Below are 24835 nucleotides of genomic sequence, written 5' to 3'. Positions count from 1 at the left end.
AAGCAATCCACATCCTATTAGTCTTTAAAGTAAGGCTTAAAACCTTCACTTTGATGGCGAGTTTTTTTCTCTCCACGCGGACGATCAGATTTACGATCATCTCTGCGACGGTCACCTTTACGGTCATTGCGACGATCACTTCTACGATCATCGCGACTGCGACGTGGGCGGTCATCTCGACGACGATTACCATCACGACGGCGACGATCACTACGACCACTTTCACGACGACGGCGTACGCGCAATGGTTTTTCTTCTGTAATATTTACAGGAGTAGTATCTGGTTCTTTTGTTAACAATTTAAGAGCTGCCGCCAAAAGTGTTACGGAATCTGTATCATTCAACAATTCCTCAGCACTAGATTTGAAAGGCGCCAATGCTTCTAAATTATCTGTCATTTCAACGAGGCTTTCAATTGCCAAACGTTGTTGACCTTCAAGAACTTCACCTAATGAAGGTGCACGACGACGTGCAATTTTACGTTTTGTTAAACGTTCGATAGCATGTAAATGCTCCATTTCACGAGGGATAACGAACGTGAAAGCTTGACCTGCTTTACCGGCACGACCTGTACGACCTACGCGGTGTGTGTAGCTTTCAGGATCTTGAGGCATATCATAATTATATACGTGAGACACGCCAGAAATATCAAGACCACGAGCTGCCACATCTGTAGCCACGAGAATATCAATGGTACCTTCGCGGAATTGGCGAATTACGCTGTCCCGTTTTTGTTGAGACAAGTCGCCATGGATGCCTTCCGCCATGTAACCACGTTTCTTAAGACCTTCTGTCACTTCATCAACACGACGTTTCGTACGCGTGAAAATAATAGCAAGTTCAGGTGTTTGGATATCAAACAAACGACAAAGAACATCGAATTTTTGACGGTCTTGCACTTCGATATAGTATTGTTCGATCAAGTCCATCGTAACTTGAGTCGGTTTCATGCGGATCAATGTTGGCTCTGTCAAATATGTTTCAGCTAATTGTTGGATAGCTTTAGGCATCGTAGCAGAGAACAACAATGTTTGATGGTCTTCTGGGATAGCACCCAAGATTTTATTGATATCATCAACAAAGCCCATATTTAACATTTCGTCGGCTTCGTCCAATACCACAACTTTCACATGGTCAAATTTAATAGAACCACGATCCATATGATCCATCAATCGGCCAGGAGTGGCAACGATGATTTGAGGGTTCTTTTTCAAGGCACGGAACTGACGATTAATATCTTGACCACCGTAGATTGGTAGTGCTGTGATATTCGTGTACTGAGCCATTTTGTTAAGCTCTTCAGCTACTTGAATAGCTAATTCTCGTGTAGGGGATAAAATAACTACTTGAACGTGACGCTCATTCCCGTCTACGCGTTCCAATACAGGCAAGCCAAATGCTGCTGTCTTACCAGTACCTGTTTGAGCTTGACCGATCATGTCCTTACCGCTCATGGCAACTGGGATAGCTTCCTGTTGAATTGGCGTAGGCTCTTCAAAGCCCATATCGTTTAACGCTCTTAGAACAGGTTCGCTAATCATTAATTGTTCAAATTTTTCTAACATCTAAATGTGTTTCCTCCTATCGCGCACGAACTATGCGCATTTAAGTAGTATATCATATTTCGAGGGCGAGCGCTATAAAAGTAATTCTGAATCTAAGCTAAATAGGATTTCTTTTCCCTTTAAAATGTTCAATCAACACAATTCCACCTGATACACATAACAAAACAAGATATGACAAATGAATAGGTATATACAAGCATTCAACAAGAACAACCCATAGAATCAAAATTAATTTAGAAATCCATTTCGTTCTTATTTTATCAGTGATCATAAATATAGATAAATTGATAATTATTTTAATGATTATCGCAGCAATAATAACTAATGTCGTAAATTCTTCTCTATAATCTGTCAGTTCATATAAGGGATATAATAAATAACTTAATAAAACGCTAAGTATTATTAAAAACCAAATATTGAGTCCCTTTAAAAATTTAGATTTACTATAGTAAAATACGCCAACCAAAAGAAAAAGCAAAACACTAAGCAATATTCCTATAATTAATAGATAATCTAATTGAATCATGAATTATACTGTCCTTTAATCATTTTTTTATTTCTAAAAATCATTCCATAAGTGCCCACACAAAACAACACTATATTGATAAAATCTGAATTGATATATTTACTACTAAAAGAACATATTCTTTAATGCATAACCTAAACCAGCAATACCAAATAATATAGAAAAAATAGCAAAAAGGCCACGTTTATAATACAAACTATTCCGCTTTTGATAAAAACCTGTACACATTATAAAAAGTACGAATACGCCCCAAGCAACACCAAAGCGGGCCATAAATACATAATCTTTGTCAATTAGAAATTTAAAATTTAATAGAACTATACTTACAATTGCAATTATTGCTAAATACTTGGTTAAATCGCCAAAAGCTCTATGTTTTTTGATATATTCATATTCTTCATCAATGACACGTTTACTGATCTCAAGTTTATATAACCCCATAGATAAGGATATAGATATAAAAATCCAAATATATCCTAATATTTCAAGTTTATTCATCTTCCACCTTCCACTATATGGTTACCGACTCAAATACTGACGAAGTGTCTGGTTTTCTAACGGCCCTAACTGCAATGCCTTCCGATTTTTAATTGCATCAATGGTTAATGCTTCAAAGGTAATTTTATCAAAATCAGAAAACTCGTTAAAGGAATTAAACACGATGAATCGTTGATTTAGTAAATTAGTTAATACCTCTATGTCTTTCGTTCTTACTTTATTTAGCTCATTTCGTGCATAAGATTCATATCTCTCATCATCTGCATTATTCTTGCTAAACCGACCGATATCAAGACTATCAGAATAATAGCTATATATAGTTTTCTGAGAAAAATCAATTTTAGTCAATTTTCTGAATTCAAAATTATAATAAGCGTTGTTTCTATAAATATGCTCACTACCATACTTACCAATAATAGTTCCTGTAGAAAGATCTACTATATCATTATGCTTAACCATATCTTCCTTTCTATATGATACATAGAAAGGTAGCTTTATAGTATATCCAGCGTGTGGACCTGTATATCGTTTCTCACTATCAAAAAAGATTTCATTCCATATATCTCTATCACTTTCATCAAGACTAGAAATATTAGGATATAACTCATCAAGACTCACATTAAATTGCGTTTCTTTAGCATCTATCCGAGGAATGAAAGTGTTATATTTATTAATATCTTTATTCCAAGCATCTAACAAACTTACATTTTCATCAAAAATACCAATACCGTCTAAAGTTATATAATAAAGTTTATTATCCACCTCATGAACAGCAACTACATTATCAGCAATCTTACGGTTTTCATTGCCATAATATAATCCACTCTCTTGAAGGTCACTTAAATAAATCAGACTATTTTAAAGTCTCCACTTGCCAAGAAATATATCAATACTCCCAATATGAGGATATAAAGCACTACCATTATGGCAACAATATATCCAATCCATTTAATTACTCTCTTCAAATTCATAATAACCCTCTCTAAATAACACGATTTCATGTGACTACAATTATAACATACCCTATACTTTTACATATAATAGACTATTGTTAAGTACAAAAAAGGCGCCTCTTTCGGGCTGCTTCTTTATTATGGTTTATTGAGAGTTGTGTGGTATTAATCAGCTATATGAGTAAACATTTAATTTAGATATAATATAATTAAAACAGTGTACTCCAAAATGTACTCCAAAATTCCGCCAATAAATTAAACGTGCCTGTTAAGCAATTACGATTTACTAAACTTTCTAAAGTAGTATAAAAGGAATATACAATGAAACCTTTTGCCCTAAAACGATTTATATTATTTCCACTGATTATACTATCCCTCATACTAACAACGGGTTGTCATCTTCTCTCACATTATAGTGAAGATGAGGTACAACAATATATAAATGAGGATTATCCTAATCTAACATATCACGTAGAGTCTCATAGGAACAATAGATGGCAAGTCACCTTTGACAAATATCCACAAATGCCCATTGAAATATCTGAAGCCTTGCATACCTCTGCACCTGTTGTACCACAAGTGGAGCGAATACTGATAACCAACATTCCGTTAATAACTGCATTCCCATTAATGAAAAACTATATAACAGAAGAGGAGTTATCCTATGCTACATACGATACATCTTCTTTGTATATTGAAATGCCTATTCCCTATTCGGCCATACAAAACCAAGATGTAACAAATTTTTACAATCGAATGGATCAATTCTGCAAAGAATATGCAACAACATATCCAGACTTCAAAGAAGATATATATATTAGAGTTATTATAAAACCTTCTGATGGTTCTAATGCACCAGAGGCGTATAGAAAAATATTCCGTTTATCTCAATATTAATAAAGAGGCACCTCTTTCGAGGTGCCTCTTTGTTATAGTTCATCGGAGAAGTTTATATGTTATTAATCTAAATCGTAGAAACCAGATGGTTTATCGCTCAAGTTTACGATGATATTTTTCATTTGAGTGTAATGCTCAAGGATAACTTTGTGTGTTTCACGACCGATACCGGATTGTTTGTAACCACCGAATGGTGCGCCAGCTGGGATAGAGTTATATGTATTTACCCACATACGACCTGTTTGGATACCGCGAGCTACGCGGATAGCACGGTTGATGTTTTGAGTAAATACGCCACCGCCAAGGCCGTATAAGCTGTCATTTGCTTGTTCTATAACTTCTTCTTCGCTGTGGAATTTGATGACAACGGCTACAGGACCGAAGATTTCTTCGCGAGCTACGCGCATATCATTTGTAGCATCTGCGATTAGTGTAGGTCTTACAAAGCAACCTTTACCAAGTTCACCATCAGTAACACGCACACCACCGGCTACAATGCGAGCACCTTCTTCTTTTGCAAGGTCTACATAGCTAAGTACTTTATTAACTTGTGCTTCGTAAATCAAAGAACCAAGTTGTGTAGATTCTTCCCAAGGTAAGCCAACTTTTACTTTATCAAATAAAGCGGAAAGTTCAGCTACAAATTTATCATAAATTGTATCTTGTACGAAGATACGGGAACCTGCGCAACATACTTGGCCTTGGTTGAAGAGGATGCCGAGCATTGCCCCATCAAGAGCTTGTTTCCAGTTTGCATCTTCAAAGAAGATATTCGCAGATTTGCCACCTAATTCCAATGTGGCAGGAATCAAACGTTCAGATGCTGCTTTATATACATCTAGACCTACCTCTGTAGAGCCTGTGAAAGCTAACTTGCTGAAGCCTGGATGATCAAGGATATATTGACCGGATTTAGAACCTTTACCTGTTACGATATTTACAACGCCTGGAGGCAAGATTTCTTTCAAAATGTCGCCTAGTTCCAAAAGGCTAAGAGATGTATGGCTAGAAGGTTTGATTACAACTGTACAACCTGCTGCAAGAGCTGGCGCCAATTTCCAAGCGGCCATTAGGAATGGGAAGTTCCAAGGTACTACCTGGCCTACAACCCCAATTGGTTCACGAACGATAAGGCTCAATGTATTTTCGTCAAATACTTGTGCAGAGCCTTCTTCGGAACGAAGCACGCCTGCAAAGTAACGGAAATGGTCCGCCCCAAGTGGAATATCCACGTTCAATGTTTCACGGATTGGCTTACCATTGTCGTATGTTTCAACTTGTGCCAAATGTTCTTTGTGAGCATCGATAGCATCCGCAATTTTCAATAAATAGTCAGCACGTTCTACTTGAGAAACGTTTTTCCACGTTTTGAAAGCTTCTGTTGCAGCCTCTACAGCTTTATCAACATCGCCATATGTAGCCTCTGCACAGATAGCGAGTTGTTCGCCATTAGCAGGGTTATATACATTGAATTCAGCACCGTCAGATGCCTTTACCCATTCATTATTAATTAAAAGTCCATATCTTTCTTTAAGGTTCAAGCTCATTGCATTACCTCCTCTTTAGGAATATGATTTAGGAATTTCCCCTCTGTGATTACATCATACTCCTTATATCTAAAATTTTCAATTAGATATACCATTTTCGATATATCTGTTCTGCATTAATATGCATAGATTTTAGTTATATAGAAAAACCGCACCCTCTAAAACCATAGAGGGTGCGGTTTTTCGTATAATGACTTTTAGTCAAGAATGAGTTTCATTTAAAATCTATTAATATAGATTAACTAGCCTTCTAAGAAATTATCAGTTTCGACGATTCCCATTATTACGAGAGCCATTATTGTGATTATCATTTTGACGTCCGCCATTATTACGGTTGTTATTTCGGTTATCATTATTTCGACGCTGACCGTTGTTATTTCTATTATGGTTATTATCGTTATTCTTCGACTTTTCCGGTTGCAATGCTTTTACAGATAAACCGATACGATTGCGTTTTACATCAACAGAAATAATTTGCGCTTCGATAATATCACCTACCGCAAGTACATCAGATGGATGTTGACGGCTATTGCAAAGCTCGCTGCGATGTAATAGACCATTCGTTTTAAGCCCAAAGTCTACAAAAGCTCCGAAATCAACTACGTTATGAACAGTACCTTTTACAACGGTACCTACCTTGATATCTTCAAGGCTCACTACGTGTTTCCTAGTCAATGGAGCCGGTAAATCTTCACGAGGGTCGCGACCTGGTTTAGCAAGAGCCGCTAAGATATCCCGAACAGTTGGCACGCCCGCATCAAGCTTGGCAGCCATTTTGTCAGCATCTACAAGAGGTAATTTTACTTGCAATGCTTCTAATTGAGATTTATCTTGTAAGTCTTTTAAGGTAAAGCCTAACTCACCAATGATGCGCTCTGCCAATTCATAAGACTCTGGATGGACGGATGTATTATCCAGTGGATTTTTACCATGTTGTAAGCGCAAGAAACCAGCACATTGTGTAAAGGCTGCAGGGCCTAAACGAGGCACTTTTAGCAATTCCTTACGGCTTTTAAACACACCATTCTCTTGACGATAAGCAACAATATTCTTAGCCACAGCACTAGAAATGCCTGCAACATGTTGCAAGATAGCTGGGGATGCCGTATTCAGCTCTACCCCAACGTGATTTACTACAGTTTCAACCACTTGGTCTAAGGTATGAGTCAATTGTTTTTGGTTTACGTCATGTTGATATTGACCTACGCCGATAGATTTAGGATCGATTTTAACAGATTCAGCCAATGGATCTTGTACACGGCGTGCAATAGATACGGCACCGCGAATGGTAACGTCTAAATCTGGTAACTCATCGATAGCTAATTTAGATGCTGAGTACACAGATGCGCCCGCTTCATTAGTGATGATATAGTGACAATCTAATTTTTCCTCTTCAATCATAGTCGAAGCAAATTGCTCTGTTTCGTAGGATGCAGTACCATTACCAATGGATAAAAGAGTAACCTTAAACTTACGGATTTTATCAGCCAATACCTTTTGAGCTTCCTTGCGAAGCTTTTCACTATTCGTTAAGTAGTAAGCACCGTAATCGAGCACATTGCCTTGTTGATCGATAATCGCCATCTTACAACCGGTGCGGTACCCTGGGTCGAGGCCCATGATAACATGCCCTGCCAATGGCGGTTGTAACAATAGATTTTTAAGATTTACACCGAACACCTTGATAGCTTGCTCATCGGCATTTTCCGTCAACTCATTGCGAATTTCACGCTCTAAAGCTGGGAAAATAAGACGTTTGTACGCATCGGCTACGGCGGCTGCTTTATAGTCTGCAAAGATAGACTTCGGATTCTTCTCTAACTTTTGAATCATGTAAGCGACATAGGTATCACCTGGTACAGTTAGAGCTAGTTTTAAAGCACCTAATTTTTCACCGCGATTTACCGCCAAGATACGGTGAGACGGCATTTGACGAACCGGTTCAGCATATTCTGCGTATTGCAAGAACTGTTGTTGTACCTCTTCATCACCAGTCAACTCAGCTTGAATAAAGCCTTCATTCCACATCTTTTTACGCAAGTAGGCCCGGAAGTCTGCACTATCGCTGACGATTTCCGCTACGATATCAGAAGCACCTTGAATCGCATCCTCTGGCGTAGGGACCTCTTCTGTTACGTATTCTTTTGCGATCTCTAACGGCTCCCCAGAGGTAACTGTATCATTGATAATCATATCAGCCAACGGCTCTAATCCCCGTTCTCGAGCAATCATGGCGCGCGTACGTTTCTTAGGACGATACGGTAAATAGAGATCTTCTAATTCTTGAAGCTTTGTTGCCGCCTCTAAGGACTTCATTAACTCGTCGGTCATCTTTTCTTGTTCTGTAATAGAGGCAATGATTTCTTGACGACGTGTTTCCAAGTTTCTTAAATATTTAATACGTTCTTCAATGGTGCGCAACTGCTCATCCTGCAGTTCTCCCGTTACTTCTTTACGATACCGAGCAATAAATGGTACCGTATTGCCTTCGTCCAATAATTCTACGGCAGCTTGCACCTGCTTTGGCTTAACATTTAATTCACTGCCGATGATGGCAAACATTCTTTCACTCATTTAGCTGCCTTTCTGCGATAGGTTACAAAACGATGAGGATATTTGTTCTTTTCATCCACCGCGCCGTCTACTACGGATTCAATGGTGAAAGCCTCCTCAGAGAACTCAGGGAAAAACGCATCCCCGTCAAATTCGTGATCTACTTCAGTGATATACATAGTATCTACGTAAGGTAGAAAAGCCTCGTATACTTGAGCGCCACCAATAACGTAGGCCGCATCAAGAACACGTGCTGCTTCAGCAGCCGCCTCAGGGCTATGGAAAACTCTAACACCTTCCGGTGCGTCAAAGCCTTTATCACGAGTAATTACCCAATGCTCACGATTTGGCAACAAGAACGGTAAGCTTTCAAAGGTCTTACGGCCCATGATGATAACATGGCCTGTTGTTTTTTCCTTAAAGAATTTCAAATCATTTGGCAAATGCCAAATCAAGGTATTATCTTTACCGATTACACGACTATGTGCTACGGCTACGATTAATGCTAACATACTGCCCTCTTTCGGTTAATACTATATGGCAACAGTCATAAATTATACTATTTAGCAATGTCTATGAACACAATACTATATAGCAATAGCCATACATATTATGCTATTTAACAATTGTCATAAATACAATGCTATACAGCAACAGTCATGGATAATTTACCTAAATGTTCATATCCATCTAAGGTAATGTCCTCTGGTGTGAAGTCATAGAAGTCTTTTACCTCAGGATTCACGATAATTTTTGGAGCAGGCAATGCTTGATCGCGACGTGCTAATTGCTCACGCAATGCATCTACGTGATTTTCATAGATATGGGCATTGTTGATAACATGTGTAAATTTACCGGGTTTTAGGCCGGTTACTTGACCGATCATACATTGTAATGCCGCATATTGAGCCGTGTTAAATGGGACGCCAAGCCCCATGTCGCCACTGCGTTGGATGAGCATGCAGTTCAAGTAACCATCCCCTACATCCCATAAGGTTTCATACGCACATGGTTGCAACGCCATATCCTCTAAATCTTCAATATTCCAAAGGGTTACAATCATTCGGCGGCTATCAGGATCTTCTTTAATCGTTTTGATGAGCTTATCTAGTTGTTTGTACTTCGCAATTTGATAGCCGTATGCTTTACCAATAGTACCATCTTCACGCATCCATTCATCCCATACGTGCACATTCATTTCTTGCAATTTGCGCACGTCATTGGACTGCATTTGCCAAATCCACAATAATTCTTTTACAGCTGTTTTGAAAGCTACAAATTTAGTGGTTAAAATTGGAAATTCCTCTTGCAAGTCAAATTGCATGATTTGTTGAGGCAATTTGTACGTTGCAATGCCTGTGCGATTTTGACCATAAATGCCATGATCTAAAATATTTTCAATAATACCGAGGTATTGTGTATCTGCTAAGCTCATTTATCCCCCTAGATCTATTTATAATAAGCAAAAAATACTAACGTATATCTTGATAATCTTACTAAAATATATAGTACTATCTCACTAAAATATATAGTACTATCATACTAAAAAATATACAGTACTACCATATATACAGCAAAATTTATTATCCCTTATATTCTGCAATGGCCTGTAAAAAGGTAAGTCCATATTTTTTTAATTTTGCTTCCCCTACGCCTTTAACATTGCCAAACTCACCTAATGTTGTAGGTCGTAAATTTGCCAAATCTATGAGTACTGTGTCAGGGAAGATAAGATACGGTCTAAGGCCCGCTTCTTCAGCCAAGCGCTTGCGATGTTGCCGCAAATGTTCAAATAAACCGCCCGATGTAGGACTGGATTTTCCTCGTGCCACAGAGGCAGCAGACTTACTAGTGCGAGAAGGCACAGACACATGTTGTCTGATTTCCTCTACCTCTTTACGACCTGCTAACACTTCTTCGGCACCAGCCGTTAAGGATAACACAGGATATTTTCCCGTTGAACTGCGCAAGTAGCCAGATGCTACAAACTGCTGAATAAGACCTTTAATAGATTTTTCATCTACATTGCTCAGTAAGCCAAAGACAAGCAATGCATCATGGCCAGCACGCATAATCCGGTCCGTTCGCTCACCACGGACGATAGAGGTTATCATTGATGCCCCATATCGCTCATCGGTGCCCATGATGGCACGAAAAATAGCTTTTGCTTCCTTCGTAACATTGACCTTATCAGCAGAACCCTTACAAGAGCTACAATTATCACAAGTAGTCCAAACGGTGCTTTCACCAAAGTAATTAAGCATATATTTACGCAAGCAATTACTACAGAAACAGTAATCAATCATGGACTGCAATTTGCGTAACTCCACATCTTGTCGTTCCGGCGTTTCGATAGATTGTTCAATTAAATACTTATGAACCTGTACATCCTGCCCACTATAAAGCAAGATACATTCAGCAGGTGCCCCATCACGGCCAGCTCGTCCTGCCTCCTGATAATAGGACTCCATATTACGCGGCATTTGATAATGTAGCACATAGCGTACATTGCTTTTATCAATGCCCATACCAAAGGCATTCGTCGCCACCATAACCTGTAATTTATCGTCTGCATAGGCATTCTGCATTTCATGGCGCACCTCGTCGTTGAGTCCTCCGTGGTAATGGCCAGCTTTGATGCCCGCACGGGTTAAATTTTCATAAACCCGATCTACATCCTTGCGCGTTGCACAATAGATAATACCATTTTCATTGGCGTGCTCTCGCACATAATGGACAACGTAATCCATCCGCTTCGGTGTGCGGATAACAGAGAACGATAAATTAGGCCGATCAAAACCCGTCACGTATACATTAGCCGTATCTAGACCTAATAATTTTTTTATATCATTTTCTACATATTTCGTCGCCGTCGCCGTAAAAGCCCCCACGATAGGTCTCTTTGGTAATGAATTGAGCCACTCTCCGATAAGTCGATAAGACGGTCTAAAATCATGGCCCCACTCAGAGATACAGTGAGCCTCATCCACGATAACTTGAGCAATCGGTAACGCTCGCAGTACATTACAGAAAAAATTAGAGCTCAACCGCTCTGGCGCAATATATAAGAGTTTAATTTTGCCACTGCGTACTTCGTACATGGTTTTATTAAACTCTGCTTGGGTAAGCGTACTATTGATAAGTGACGCTGGTATATTCTGTACTAAAAGACCATCCACTTGGTCTTTCATAAGAGAAATAAGCGGAGAAAACACAATAGTCAAGCCCGGCTTACAAAGCGCAGGAATCTGGAAACAGATAGACTTCCCTGCCCCTGTCGGCATGATTCCAATTACATCTTCATTCCGCAACAAGGATGCAATAGGAGCCTCTTGAGCCGGTCTAAAGGAGGTATACCCAAAGTAGGTCTCTAACATACGCAACGCTTGTTGTTTCGTCACAACTTGATACGGTTTAGGTACTTCATGCTTAGTGCCTACTTGTTGTTCCATAAGGTCCTCCTTTCACGTTCCAGAAATGTAAATATTAATCTCGATGACTACTGACCAATATTTCGTATACCCAATACGAAATATCGTTTTTACATTCTTTTATTTTATCATATTTCGTTCGGTATGGGACTCATTAGTATATGATTTCATAAGCAACAATCTAATGCGTATCTCTAAAGTATATGGGCTAAATTGGTATAGGAATCTTATTAATATCACCAATTTTTTTACCCTCTAAAGTACTAATATGTGGTACAATAAAAATTATTTACTATACTATAGAATATAACTAGAACCTAAGGAGGTCTTATATAGGCATGACACAAGACAACTTAATGATTATTATCGCCTTTGCCTTATACCTAGGACTCATGATGTATATCGGGGTCTACTACTATCGCAAATCAAACAGCATTGGTGATTACATCCTCGGTGGCCGACAACTAGGACCATGGATCACAGCACTCAGTGCAGAGGCATCAGATATGAGTGGTTGGATGCTCATGGGTGTGCCTGGTCTAGCGTATACTACGGGGATTTCTGGTGTATGGATTGCCGTAGGCCTCACATTAGGTACATGGGCGAACTGGAAATTCGTTTCTAGACGCTTACGTAACCATACTGAGGTAGCCAGTGATAGCTTAACATTACCGGATTATTTGAAGAATCGTTTTCATGATCAATCCCATTCGGTAGCTGTCATTTCCGCCTTATTTATCTTGATTTTCTTCTTGATTTATACATCATCAGGATTCGTGGCAGGGGGCAAATTGTTCAATACCATCTTTGGTCTTGATTACACCGTATCCCTCTTTATCACCGCTGGCATCGTCGTATTTTATACCTTCCTTGGCGGATTCCTTGCCGTATCTTGGACAGACTGTATTCAAGGCGCATTAATGTTCTTTGCCATCTTGGCAGTACCAATTACAGCAGCCATGTACATGGGTGGCCCTATTGAAACATTCCAACTCATCCAACATGAGTTTCCACAAGGACTTAGCTTGTTTGGTAATCCATCTGATTGGTTTACTTGGGCTATCGGCCTAATTTCTTCTCTTGGTTGGGGTCTTGGCTACTTCGGTCAACCTCACATCCTAGTGCGCTTTATGGCTATCTCTGATGCGAAAGAGCTTAAGAAATCTACGAATATCGCCATGGTATGGGTTATCTTATCCCTTATGGCAGCTATTGCAGTAGGTCTCATCGGTCATGTTTACATGCTGCCAGATAAATTAGTAGGCACTGATGCGGAAACAATATTCCTCATCATGACTGAACGGCTCTTTACTCCATTTGTAGCAGGCCTTATCTGGTCCGCTGTATTGGCCGCTATTATGAGTACCGCATCTGCTCAATTATTAGTAACAGCCTCTGCTATTTCTAATGACTTCTATGCTAATATCATCCATCCAAAAGCAAGCGATAAAGAGCTTGTATTAGTAAGCCGTATCGTAGTACTTCTAGTGGCATTGATTGCCATCTATATGGCTATGGATCCAGACAGCTATATCTTGACGATGGTAGCCTATGCATGGGCAGGCTTCGGTGCAGCCTTCGGTCCAGCAATCTTGTTCTCCTTGTTCTGGAAGCGCATGACGCGTCACGGCTGTATCGCTGGTATTGTTGTAGGTGGTTTAACAGTACTCATTTGGAAACAATTTGGATTCTTTGGCCTATATGAAATTGTGCCAGGCTTCATCTTCTCTTCTATCGCAATCTATATTGTAAGCCTCATGGGTAAATTGCCTCCACGTCCGGTTCTAAAAGACTATAGAGAAGCAGAAAAAATGCACGTTCTATAAGAAAACATAAAAAAGCTAGTTGATTCACCGATCAACTAGCTTTTATTTATGAGTATTGGTGTAAACCTTCCTCAATTGCGGCTTTTACCTCTGTCACTAAAGAAGCTGGAGTAAGCACTTTTACACTTTGCATATATTGGAGCGCCCAATATTTAAAGGCGTCATGATTAACACGTACACGACATACAACATTATCAGCTGTTATATTTGTAAACTCTACATTGCCATCGAACCAATCTAAAATTTGATTTACGATGGAACGTCTAGCTTTAAACGTAACAGTAATAGATTCACCACCGAACATATAAATATGTTCCTTTACGTATTGTGACACATTAAAGGTGCGTTGTTGTTGATATCCCTTTATCTCCCGCAAAGGTTTTCTACGTTCATTTAGCACCGTAATATGTGCAATTCGATCAACGCGTAATGTAGACATGTCATCATAATTTTCGTGATTTCCTACCAGGTAATAATGTCCTCGATTCATTACTAGTTGGAATGGATTAAATACATACTTCCGTTCCTTATGATCTGGGCCAAGATTAATATGTAATCGCTTATCCACATCTGGTTGGCAATAGGCCAATGAAATTTTTCTACCCTTTTGTATTGCTTCTTCTATGAGATCAATATTAAGAAATAAATCTTGGCTTCTATGAAGGTACCCCGTATTACTTTCAATATCAATACCATGAGGCTTAAAATAGGAGCTACCCAATTTTGCAACACGCCCGATTAAATCTTTACGTTGAGATGCAGTAATATGGCGAGATGCCAATATACCATCAATCAATAATCGCAATTCAGAATCTTCAAAGGTATGAATCATATAGAAATCAGTACGTCGAATTGTGCCATCTGCTCCCACAGCAGACTCTTCACATTGAATACTAAAATCTCCAGATTCATATAAATCATTTAAATGACGGCCTAAGGTTTTCCGATCGACGGATACCTCGTACCGTTCGGCTAATATACTGCGAATCTCCTCTTGAGATAACGTATGATTAGCATCTGTTTCGTCTTTCAGGATTTCTAGTATATATACTAGAACTGCCTTCTTAGATGCCATAAAAGACTCCTTTTACAAATAATACAATTAATACAACTTTATCAACTAATACAATTTATAGAATCATCCACAACACATCGGATGATATTTACAAAATACCCATACACATTATACCATATTTTCATGAACGGCTCATTTTTTCCTCATTAAAATTATCGATTTACTATACTTTTTCAGCAATATAAAATAACTAAAAGTAATAAATATAAAATAAAAGTAAATTTAATTATATAAAACAAAACCCGTTAACACTTAGTACATATATATGTTATAAGTGTAACGGGTTTCTATTTTAGCTATAAAATCAGCAGAATATAATACAGACTCATAGCAACAGAATCAAATAAAGGGAGCTATCACTTAGGAAATACTACCTGTTTTCTTACTTCTAATAAAGCCTAATTGTTCCATACGCGTTGTTAATTCATTATAAAAAGCTTCAGCCATGGCATTTTGATGCTTTGTAGTTTGAGACTGATCTGCACTAAAGAGAGCCTCTTTAATCTTTTTAATTACCGTAGATTTCGCTTTTGGTTTGTTCAACAACTCCATAAATAATAAATCCTCTTCAGAAATATCACCAATAGCATCATTGAACATATCTGCTCCATACATATATTCACTGCCACCATGAACAATAGCTTTTACAAAGTTTGTAAAACGGGCAGGAATATAAGATAAGCCCTCCATATACTCTTCTTTTACAGGGAATGTTTTATAGAAGCGAATGCCACCACGTACCATATGCTCTACTACCGCACGATACAAGCTACATACAGCAGGTTCTAATTCATCATCAGATGCATGAGCTGCCTCATGGGCTGCTTTTAAAATAGCTAGAGCCTCGATCATATTGAACGTACCACCATCTTTGATAAGCGCTTGGAACGTCTCTCTTACGAGCTCATTTTCAAACATTTCCAGTGCTTCCTCATCAAAGAGAATTTGGAAAACAAAGCTATTTACAATAGTGCGAACAGGAATTGTATTCACTTCAGCCGGATTTGCAACAGCAAAATTGATATCTTTTGCAACGCTAGCTTTACAAATAATAGACTTGCGGAATGTCGTATCTAATATAAAATCTAAATATTGTTCTTGATCCGCTTGGCTATTAGGTGCCAGTTGCTCTAGTTTATCTGCAATACTTTCATCATAGGTACGAACCATAGATAGTGTAAGGTCTGCATCGCATACATACGCAAGATCATGCGCTTTCAAATGATCATTGAATTGATAAAAATAGCATGGATCATTATGAGGTTCTAAATGGTCATGACCTACATAATAGTCATCCTTTTGCATAATAGAGCGCAATGCACCTAGGAATTTACTATTTCGTTCTTTAAGATTATCATAGTTAAGAATCTGAGCACCTACAAGACTGCCTACGGTCTTCCCGCGCAATACCTTTTCCTTATGAGTCAAATTATCTTGATCACGATTAGCAAATAGCATAAGCTGACGAACCTCTTCCATAGTATGCCAGCCTGGATACGTATTGTACGACACATAGGCAATGCCATTATCAGCCAAATGACTAGAAATAATATTGAGCAATTTATTTTTCATTTCATCACTAATCCAAGAGTAGAATCCATGGGCAATAATGTAATCGAAGGTCCCCATCGATTCCTCAAAATTCAAGATGTTTCCTTGTATCAAGGATACATTATCTAGTTTGGCATCACTGATGATTTGATTGCCCTTCTCTACTTGGTCTTGTGAAAGCTCAATCCCTACAAAGGTCGCCTCTGGATTAAATACGGCTTGAGAAATAATATTACCGCCATAAGTAGCACCTAGTTCAAGAACGCGAGCTGTCTTCGCAGGTGGAGTATTTAGCCCTACAAGAGCACCATACGCTTCTAAATAGGCCGGCGTCGTAAAAGGAAATGGATAGGATTTATAGCCTAACTCTTTATATATCGTTTGTTGCATGTCTTCCGTTGTCATTTGTGTATTATCCTTAGCCATATGTACCTCTATATTTAATATTAGAATTATCCCAAATATGTATTGCTAAAATTATGCATGACTCCTTATCATTATACCAAATTCCTAGTATATTACCTATGTTTTAAGCAGTTAATACGTAAATAATACAATAGTAACCAGCACTATAACTGATTTATGGAAGATACTTAATATGATATTTAGAAAAACTAAATTTACATACAAAAGAGGCACCCTCGAAAGGGTGCCTCATATAGTTTTCAGTCGTTAAATAACGAATTATTTTACGTCTTCGAAACCTTTTTGTAAACGAACATAGCTTAAGCGACGTTCTTTAGCATCTTGTTCAGTTTTAGCGAACAATTCTTCTGCCACATCTGGAGCTGCTTTAGCCAAGGAAGCGTAACGTACTTCACCTTTAAGGAAGTCTTGGAAGCTTTCAGTTGGTTCTTTGGAATCCAAGGAGAATGGATTTTTACCTTCTTCTTTAAGTTGAGGGTTGTATCTGTAAAGATCCCAGTAACCAGCTGCAACTGCTTTACGTTGTTCTTCTTGAGCTTTACCCATACCAGCTTTGATACCATGGTTGATACATGGGCTGTAAGCGATGATCAAGGATGGACCTGGATATGCTTCAGCTTCTGTAACAGCTTTCATCAATTGGTTTTTGTCTGCACCCATAGCTACTTGTGCTACGTATACATAACCATAAGACATAGCCATCATGCCAAGGTCTTTCTTCTTAGTACGTTTACCAGAAGCTGCGAATTGAGCAACTGCTGCTACGTTAGTGGATTTAGATGCTTGACCACCAGTGTTGGAGTATACTTCAGTATCGAATACGAAGATGTTTACGTCTTCGCCAGAAGCTAATACATGGTCAACACCGCCGAAGCCGATGTCGTATGCCCAGCCGTCACCACCGAAGATCCAGTGAGAACGTTTGATCAAGAATTGTTTTTTCTCAAGAATTTCTTTCAATTCAGGAGTTGTAGCGCCTTCAGCTTCGATAGCTGCTACTAAACGTTCGGAACGTTGACGAGTAGCTGCACCAAGGTTAGCAAATTCAATCCATTGTTCTAAAGCGTCTTTCAATTCGCCAGTAGCAGTTTCAACTGCTTTAGCAGCCAATTCTACTAATTGTTGACGGATTTTCTTAACGCCGATGTACATACCGTAACCATACTCAGCATTATCTTCGAACAAGGAGTTTGCCCAAGAAGGGCCATGACCTTGTTGGTTAGTTGTGTATGGAGATGCAGGCATGGAAGCACCCCAGATGGAGGAACAACCAGTTGCATTGGCAATCATCATGCGGTCGCCGAACAATTGAGTTAATAATTTAGCGTAAGGAGTTTCACCACAACCTGCACAAGCACCGGAGAACTCGAACAATGGTTGTTCGAATTGGGAACCTTTAACAGTTTCCTTCTTCATAGGGTTTTCTTTTACAGGAAGGTTAACACCGTAGTTCCAAGCTTCAGCTTGTTCGATTTCGGAATCGATGGAAGTCATTACAATAGCTTTGCCTTTAGGAGCTGGACAGATATCAACACAGTTACCGCAACCCAAGCAATCTAATGGGGATACTGCGATACGGAATTGAAGGTCTTTAGCGCCCAATGCAGGGATTGTATCGAAATGGTCTGGAGCTGCAGCCACTTCTGCTTCAGTTGCCAAGATTGGACGAATTGTAGCATGTGGACATACGAAGGAACATTGGTTACATTGAATACAGTTTTCAGGCAACCATTTTGGAACGAACAATGCAGGACCGCGTTTTTCGAATTTAGCAGTACCAGCAGGTAATGTACCATCTTCATAGCCAGAGAATCTAGATACAGGAAGATCATAACCGGCTTGTGCATTGATTGGTTGTGCAATATTTTGAACGAAGGATGGGCAAGATTCGCAACCAGGTTTAGCCGCATGATTGCCATTATCAACAGCGTCTTTCCAGCTAGCAGGAACATCTACTTTTACCAAAGCGTTAACACCTTGATCGATAGCAGCATTGTTCATGTCAACGATATTTTGACCTTTTTTACCGTAAGAAGTTACTACGGATTCTTTAAGGTATTTAACAGCATCATCTACAGGGATGATTTCAGTCAATTTGAAGAATGCAGCTTGCGTTACCATGTTGATACGACCGCCCAAACCAATTTCGGAAGCGATTTTCGCAGCATTGATGATGTAGAAGTTCAATTCTTTTTCTGCGATTTGACGACGTAATTTAGCAGGTAAATGTTCATCCAATTCTTCAGGAGACCAAGTACAGTTCAATAAGAATGTACCGCCTTTTTTGATGCCGCGAATCAAGTCGTATTCATGTACATAAGATTGACGGTGACATGCTACGAATTGAGGTTCAGTAATCAAGTAAGGCAAGTTGATTGGATTTTTACCAAAACGAAGGTGAGACATTGTTACGCCACCAGATTTTTTGGAGTCGTAGTCAAAGTATGCTTGAGCATACATATCAGTGTGGTCACCGATGATTTTGATAGCGGATTTATTCGCACCTACAGTACCGTCAGAACCGAAGCCCCAGAATTTACATTCAGTCAAACCAGGAGTTTCAACTTCTACGCCTTCAGCACGATCTAAGGACAAGAATGTAACATCATCATTGATACCCAATGTGAAGAATTTCTTACCATTTTCAGCAGCTAAATTATCGAATACAGCAACGATGTCTGCAGGGATAACGTCTTTGGAGCTCAAACCATAACGACCAGCGATAACTTTTACATTACGGCCACCGTCAACTACAGCTGCTTGTACGTCTAAGAACAATGGTTCAGCCAAAGCACCTGGTTCTTTAGTACGGTCAAGAACTGCAATGCGTTCTACAGTTTTAGGAAGAGCTTTCAACAAACGATCTGTTGCGAATGGGCGGAACAAATGAACGTTGATAAAACCAACTTTGCGACCCAATTTGTTGAGGTAATCCACAGTGGATTCTACAACTTGAGCGGAAGAACCCATAGTTACAACAACATCAGTAGCATCAGGAGCACCATGATAGTTGAACAATTGGTAGTTAGTACCTGCCAATTTGTTAACTTCGTTCATGTAGTGTTCTACAACGTCAGGAACGTTCAAGTAGAATTTGTTGGATGCTTCACGATGTTGGAAGTAAACGTCAGGGTTTTCTGCAGTACCACGAGTTACAGGAGCATCTGGATTTAAAGCATTTTTACGGAAAGCTTTAACAGCATCCATGTCAACCAATGGTTTTAAATCTTCATAGTCCCAGATTTGAATTTTTTGAATTTCGTGGGATGTACGGAAACCGTCAAAGAAGTTGATGAAAGGTACACGAGTTTTAATAGCTGTCAAGTGAGCTACAGCGGACAAGTCCATTACTTCTTGTACAGAGGATTCAGCTAACATAGCACAGCCAGCTGCACGAGCAGCCATTACGTCTTGGTGGTCACCAAAGATAGCCAAAGCATGTGCAGCCAATGCACGAGCAGCTACTTGGAATACACCTGGAAGTAATTCACCTGCTACTTTATATAAGTTAGGAAGCATCAATAACAAACCTTGGGAAGATGTGAAAGTTGTTGTTAATGCACCAGCTTGTAAAGAACCGTGGGTTGCAGCAGCAGCACCTGCTTCAGATTGCATTTCTACAACTTGAACAGTGTTGCCGAAGATGTTTTTTCGACCAGATGCAGCCCATTCATCAATGTGTTCTGGCATTGGAGAAGATGGAGTGATTGGATAAATCGCAGCAACTTCTGTAAAACCATAAGAAACGTGAGCAGCCGCTTGGTTGCCGTCCATAGTTTTAAATTTACGACTCATGTGATTATTGCCTCCTTAAGCATTTAGCAAAAATAGAACACTTGCTTAATCTATCATTATGTTTAGGAATAACAACCATTACAAACTTGCGCACATGAAAAAATAATGCAATAATATATATGTTATATATAATATGGCATTATGTGTGAGCATACTTTTTTGTGATGGGCACAACCATAATTCCTAATATCATAACTTGATATAGCCCTATATGCTAATTATAACGTGCTGGGCCCTATCAACGCAACACATACAGTGACTGTCGCTTTGCCAATATTGCTATCCATGCTTTACATAAAGTAATAGCTAATTGCATTACAGTAATAACTATTCTCATTTAGTTAGGTCACGTCCTATAACCAAGTTTTATTTTTAGGGGGTTAATTATGGATTTTCATCATTTGAAATACTTCGTTGAAGTAGCTGATCAAAAAAGCTTTAGTAAGGCTGCAAGGAATTTACACATCTCCCAATCTGCAATCAGCCGTACAATTAAAGCTTTAGAAGACGAACTTGGTGTTGTTCTCTTCATGCGTAATGCTAAATCTGTAGAACTTACTGATGGGGGTACCATCTTCTTAACCCACGCTAAACGCGTTGTGTTTATGTTTGAACATCTAAAAACTGATTTTGAAAACGAGTTTCGTTTGGAGCAAGGTTCCATCAGAATTGGTATTCCACCAATTACTGATGCTCCCATTTTTGCCCAGTTATTAGGTGAATTTAAAAAAGTATATCCACAAATCGAATTGGAACTCTACGAACAAGGTTCTAAAAAGGTTGAGATCAGCGTTCAGGAAGGTTTAATTGATATTGGCATCATCTGTACTAAACCAAACCCTAAAGAATTTGAATCTTTCTACCTTACGAGTGACCCACTGTCCGTTATCATTCCAAAATCTAGCCCTTTAGCAAAAGAAAAAGAAATTCGCCTAGAAATGCTAGCTGATGAATCCTTTGTATTGCATAAAGACGATTTCAACTTACATGATGAAATCATCAAAGCTTGTAAACACACCGGCTTCCAACCGCATATCGTGTTTGAAACGAGCCAACGTGATCTCATGTTACAAACGGTTAGTGCAAACCTTGCTATCGCATTATTACCATCTCGTCTCTGCCCTGAGGTAGGTGAAAATACGGAGGTTGGTTCTAAGGTTGTCGTAAGACCTCTCGTACCTGAAATTATTCATACCCTTTATGTAATTTGGAAAAAAGGTCATTACCTCTCCCACGCTTCTCGCTTGTGGTTAGACTTTGTAAACTCCAAATTACCATTACCTGGATTACAACTCGAGGATCGTCAATAATGAACAAACCATCTGGGCTCGCATCTAAATTGCGAGCCCTTTTGAAAGCTAAAGAAGCTCCCATGTGGGGCGTTATCATTGTGCTGGTTATCGTTATCATATTCCAGCAAATACAAATCTCTGAATTACAATGGCGTGTCGATGAAGACCACGATGGCTCTACCATCGACAGTGTAGCAGGTCGTCTTTACATTCTTGAAGGGATGGCTAATAAGCATAGTGATCAACTAGACGAAATCCTAAAAGATATTCGTCAACTACAAAATGACGGTGCCAAGTACGACTGGGAACTAAAACAACTGCAATGGTTGCATCCAGAGCTCAAAGTACAACCACCAGAGGCAAACCCACGCCCATTCAAATCCACAGATCTAAACCTCGATATGAATCCTGGGAAAGTGCCTGATGTAACAAAACAAAATCAATAAAGAAATCAGGAATAAATAAAAGCACCTTACATACCTACAAAAGTCATCACAAATGACTCTTCTTATAGGATATAAGGTGCTTTTTTCATTATTTTATTATAGATTTAATTGCTAACTTTCCCATAATACGTCTCCGCAATGACAAGTTGCTTCTACTTGCGATACGCTTCTAATTTATATGCATATTCACTTAAAAGCTCCTTTGAATAAATTTTTTCATTTTTTGAATCTCTAACTTCTTTCCAAATAATAGATGCTACTTTTAATTTATTCGAATAATTGCCACTACATTCGTCTGCACAAAAATCCTTAAAAAATTGATTCCATTGACAAACCGAATTGTCATACTTTGCATAATCTGATTCACCATAATATACTTTCAGCAAATCTCCAATTGTAAAGCTTGTATTTTTTTCACTTTTTACTTTTCTCCAGGCAGTAGCCATATCAGCATTAAATTTAAATCGTGAAACACCTATTAAAGCAGAGAAATATTCTCTAAACTTCGTATTAAAGGAAAAATTACATTCAAGTAATGGTGTATCTAAAGTAATACTTTCCACTTGCCTTCTTCTATTTTTTATTGATGATTTTTTAATTAAATCGCCTTTAAAGTACTGCTCAATAATATAATTGAGTTCTTGTTTTGTTCCCCTATATTCTAATCCTAATGATTTACATATTTGTGAAAGTTCATCACGATACCAATAATATTTATTAAATTCATCAAATGATGTAATTTCATCAAACTTAGGTCTACACTCTTTCAATATTTGTCTCCTCAAGTTTAAATAATACTATTTTGTAAATTGTAACATAAAATTGAATAGTATCCAAAATCACACCATTGAAGCATTCGTTAAATATTTTCCTATTAAGTTGTCTATAATCTAGTTATCTATAATATAGCTCTACTTAATCCTCTTTATGTTCCATAGATTTTGGAAGTGTCAAAATTAATAGACCAGCAAGGAACATACAAGCCCCCATTACATAGTAACCATAAGCAAAGCTACCAGTGTGACCATTGATGAATCCAAGCATATAAGGACCTACCCAGCCCCCCATATTACCTGAAGAGTTAATGAGTCCCATCGCCCCCGCTGCAGCAGCGCCAGATAAGAAGGTTGTTGGCATGGTCCACCATACACCCATACCACCGTAAACACCTACTGCAGTTAAGCATATAAAGAATAAGCTAACTTCTGGAGATGGACTGTGTGGTGTTGCTAAGAAACCAATAGTACCAATGAACAATGTAGTAGCAACGTGCCAACGTTTTTCATTGCGCTTTTCAGAAGAGTAACCACAGTATATTTGTACAAGTAAGGCTGCTGTCATTGGAATAGCAATAGACCACGCTACCACGCTTGGTGGCCATCCAGATAAGCTTTTAAGAACTTGAGGCATCCAAAAACTAAAGCCCCAGAAACCAATAACCCACAAGAAATAGATTAACGCTAAACGCAATACTTTTGGGTCTTTTAACGCTTGCCAAATAGTATATTTCTTTGCGGCTTGCTTTTGTTGCTCTTCTTTTTCAAGCTCGGCTTTAATATATACCTTTTCTGCATCAGTTACCCAAGATGCATGTTCAGGACGCTCTTTCATCCAGAATGCGAAAATGAACGCAAAGATCACAGCAGGAATAGCTTCAACGATAAAGAGTGTACGCCAACCATGTAGACCAAAGAACGTTGTATCCAATAAAATACCTGCCAATGGCCCACCAATGATGTTAGAGAACAATAAAGATGTCAACATCAAGGAGATTGCCTTCGCTCGCTCCTTTGGCAAGAACCAATTTGGAATGAGTAATGAATAAATTACAGGATATAAAGAAGCCTCACATAGACCAAGTAAAAATCGATAAACATAAAATTCCAACTCAGTGGTCATCGTCGTCATAAGAATACATACGAGCCCCCAACTAAACATGATACGCGCCACCCAATGCATAGCATTACAACGAGCTGCAATTAAAGATGCAGGCACTTCAAACAAAACATAACCAATAAAGAAAATGCCTGCCCCCATACCAAATACTTCTGGCGTCAACCATGGTAAATTCTCCTTCATAGTCAAGCCTGCATAAGCAATGTTAACGCGATCCAGGAAGGCAATAATAGAAACAATAAACAATGGTAAGACTACGTGAAGCATACGACGTTTCGTAAAATCTCTGAAATTGATATCCCCACTTTGAGGCTCTAGTGTAGATGAGTTCATATAATTCCTTTCTACTTATTAAAATATTACATACTTTACCATCTTAAAAGAACAAACGTCCTCTGTCAATGGAATTTTATAGAGTATAGAAATAACAAATAGGAATAGTAAAACCAAAATAATGACATATAAAATAGAAAAGGTATATTCGCTAGAAATGACTGTATAAAACAAAAAGCACTTTATAGTATGAATATATCTCTATCACAAGAGAAGAAAATACTA

18 protein-coding genes are annotated in these 24835 nt (G+C 38.7%); 4 read left to right on the top strand and 14 right to left on the bottom strand.

What is annotated here, in order from left to right; genetic code table 11:
• Nucleotides 1–17 precede the first annotated feature (17 nt).
• The 4 genes from E7B10_RS08710 to E7B10_RS08695 all read right to left on the bottom strand — a co-directional run bounded on the left by E7B10_RS08710 (nucleotide 18) and on the right by E7B10_RS08695 (nucleotide 3351).
• Nucleotides 18–1565, bottom strand: coding sequence for a DEAD/DEAH box helicase (locus E7B10_RS08710; RefSeq protein ID WP_004695322.1), 1548 nt, complete (start codon nucleotides 1563–1565; stop codon nucleotides 18–20).
• 97 nt (nucleotides 1566–1662) lie between these two features.
• On the bottom strand, nucleotides 1663–2091 hold the full coding sequence (locus E7B10_RS08705; RefSeq protein ID WP_004695321.1) for a hypothetical protein: 429 nt from the start codon (nucleotides 2089–2091) through the stop codon (nucleotides 1663–1665).
• 105 nt (nucleotides 2092–2196) lie between these two features.
• Nucleotides 2197–2589, bottom strand: a complete 393-nt coding sequence (locus E7B10_RS08700; RefSeq protein ID WP_004695318.1) for a hypothetical protein — start codon at nucleotides 2587–2589, stop codon at nucleotides 2197–2199.
• Between the two features lie 21 nt (nucleotides 2590–2610).
• A complete protein-coding gene (locus E7B10_RS08695; RefSeq protein ID WP_287511270.1) occupies nucleotides 2611–3351 on the bottom strand; it encodes a hypothetical protein in 741 nt (246 codons plus the stop codon).
• Nucleotides 3352–3863: 512 nt separating this feature from the next.
• On the opposite strand from E7B10_RS08695, the gene E7B10_RS08690 reads away from it, so the two are divergent.
• A complete protein-coding gene (locus E7B10_RS08690; RefSeq protein ID WP_004695314.1) occupies nucleotides 3864–4439 on the top strand; it encodes a hypothetical protein in 576 nt (191 codons plus the stop codon).
• 62 nt (nucleotides 4440–4501) lie between these two features.
• Here the strand turns inward: E7B10_RS08690 and E7B10_RS08685 are convergent, their stop codons facing one another.
• The 5 genes from E7B10_RS08685 to recQ all read right to left on the bottom strand — a co-directional run bounded on the left by E7B10_RS08685 (nucleotide 4502) and on the right by recQ (nucleotide 11991).
• Nucleotides 4502–5986: an aldehyde dehydrogenase family protein gene (locus E7B10_RS08685; RefSeq protein WP_287501277.1), complete on the bottom strand. Its 1485-nt coding sequence runs from the start codon at nucleotides 5984–5986 to the stop codon at nucleotides 4502–4504.
• A 261-nt stretch (nucleotides 5987–6247) separates the two neighbouring features.
• Complete coding sequence (locus E7B10_RS08680; protein WP_038149993.1) at nucleotides 6248–8560, bottom strand: Tex family protein; 2313 nt, start codon at nucleotides 8558–8560, stop codon at nucleotides 6248–6250.
• Nucleotides 8557–9051, bottom strand: a complete 495-nt coding sequence (locus E7B10_RS08675; RefSeq protein ID WP_004695308.1) for a dihydrofolate reductase — start codon at nucleotides 9049–9051, stop codon at nucleotides 8557–8559. The genes E7B10_RS08680 and E7B10_RS08675 overlap by 4 nt, the downstream gene beginning before the upstream one ends.
• A gap of 131 nt (nucleotides 9052–9182) precedes the next feature.
• On the bottom strand, nucleotides 9183–9974 hold the full coding sequence (locus E7B10_RS08670; RefSeq protein ID WP_004695305.1) for a thymidylate synthase: 792 nt from the start codon (nucleotides 9972–9974) through the stop codon (nucleotides 9183–9185).
• Nucleotides 9975–10122: 148 nt separating this feature from the next.
• On the bottom strand, nucleotides 10123–11991 hold the full coding sequence (gene recQ, locus E7B10_RS08665) for a DNA helicase RecQ (protein WP_287511274.1): 1869 nt from the start codon (nucleotides 11989–11991) through the stop codon (nucleotides 10123–10125).
• Nucleotides 11992–12308: 317 nt separating this feature from the next.
• On the opposite strand from recQ, the gene putP reads away from it, so the two are divergent.
• Entirely contained in the window at nucleotides 12309–13796 is a 1488-nt protein-coding gene (gene putP / locus E7B10_RS08660; RefSeq protein ID WP_024061612.1) for a sodium/proline symporter PutP, read from the top strand.
• Nucleotides 13797–13842: 46 nt separating this feature from the next.
• Here putP and E7B10_RS08655 read toward each other — a convergent pair whose 3' ends face one another.
• From E7B10_RS08655 to nifJ, 3 genes are all read right to left on the bottom strand, one after another.
• Nucleotides 13843–14871: a YafY family protein gene (locus E7B10_RS08655; RefSeq protein ID WP_012864707.1), complete on the bottom strand. Its 1029-nt coding sequence runs from the start codon at nucleotides 14869–14871 to the stop codon at nucleotides 13843–13845.
• A gap of 360 nt (nucleotides 14872–15231) precedes the next feature.
• Nucleotides 15232–16848 carry a class I SAM-dependent methyltransferase gene (locus E7B10_RS08650; RefSeq protein ID WP_287511277.1) on the bottom strand — a complete coding sequence of 539 codons (1617 nt, stop codon included), beginning with the start codon at nucleotides 16846–16848 and terminating at the stop codon, nucleotides 15232–15234.
• A 258-nt stretch (nucleotides 16849–17106) separates the two neighbouring features.
• Nucleotides 17107–20643: a pyruvate:ferredoxin (flavodoxin) oxidoreductase gene (gene nifJ / locus E7B10_RS08645; protein ID WP_287511278.1), complete on the bottom strand. Its 3537-nt coding sequence runs from the start codon at nucleotides 20641–20643 to the stop codon at nucleotides 17107–17109.
• A 386-nt stretch (nucleotides 20644–21029) separates the two neighbouring features.
• Here nifJ and E7B10_RS08640 point away from each other — a divergent pair, with 386 nt between their 5' ends.
• Together E7B10_RS08640 and E7B10_RS08635 are read left to right on the top strand one after the other, a co-directional pair.
• Nucleotides 21030–21953 carry a LysR family transcriptional regulator gene (locus E7B10_RS08640; RefSeq protein WP_008602616.1) on the top strand — a complete coding sequence of 308 codons (924 nt, stop codon included), beginning with the start codon at nucleotides 21030–21032 and terminating at the stop codon, nucleotides 21951–21953.
• Nucleotides 21953–22381, top strand: a complete 429-nt coding sequence (locus E7B10_RS08635; protein ID WP_038125714.1) for a hypothetical protein — start codon at nucleotides 21953–21955, stop codon at nucleotides 22379–22381. The genes E7B10_RS08640 and E7B10_RS08635 overlap by 1 nt, the downstream gene beginning before the upstream one ends.
• Before the next feature lie 152 nt (nucleotides 22382–22533).
• Here E7B10_RS08635 and E7B10_RS08630 read toward each other — a convergent pair whose 3' ends face one another.
• Together E7B10_RS08630 and E7B10_RS08625 are read right to left on the bottom strand one after the other, a co-directional pair.
• A complete protein-coding gene (locus tag E7B10_RS08630; RefSeq protein WP_120055969.1) occupies nucleotides 22534–23151 on the bottom strand; it encodes an SAP domain-containing protein in 618 nt (205 codons plus the stop codon).
• Between the two features lie 145 nt (nucleotides 23152–23296).
• Nucleotides 23297–24610 (bottom strand): MFS transporter, encoded by a 1314-nt coding sequence (locus E7B10_RS08625; RefSeq protein ID WP_287511279.1) that lies wholly within the window; start codon nucleotides 24608–24610, stop codon nucleotides 23297–23299.
• Nucleotides 24611–24835 lie beyond the last annotated feature (225 nt).

It is taken from the genome of Veillonella sp., assembly GCF_032470285.1.
In the GTDB taxonomy this organism is placed as follows: domain Bacteria; phylum Bacillota; class Negativicutes; order Veillonellales; family Veillonellaceae; genus Veillonella.
This window is presented reverse-complemented; position numbering and strand designations above follow the sequence as displayed.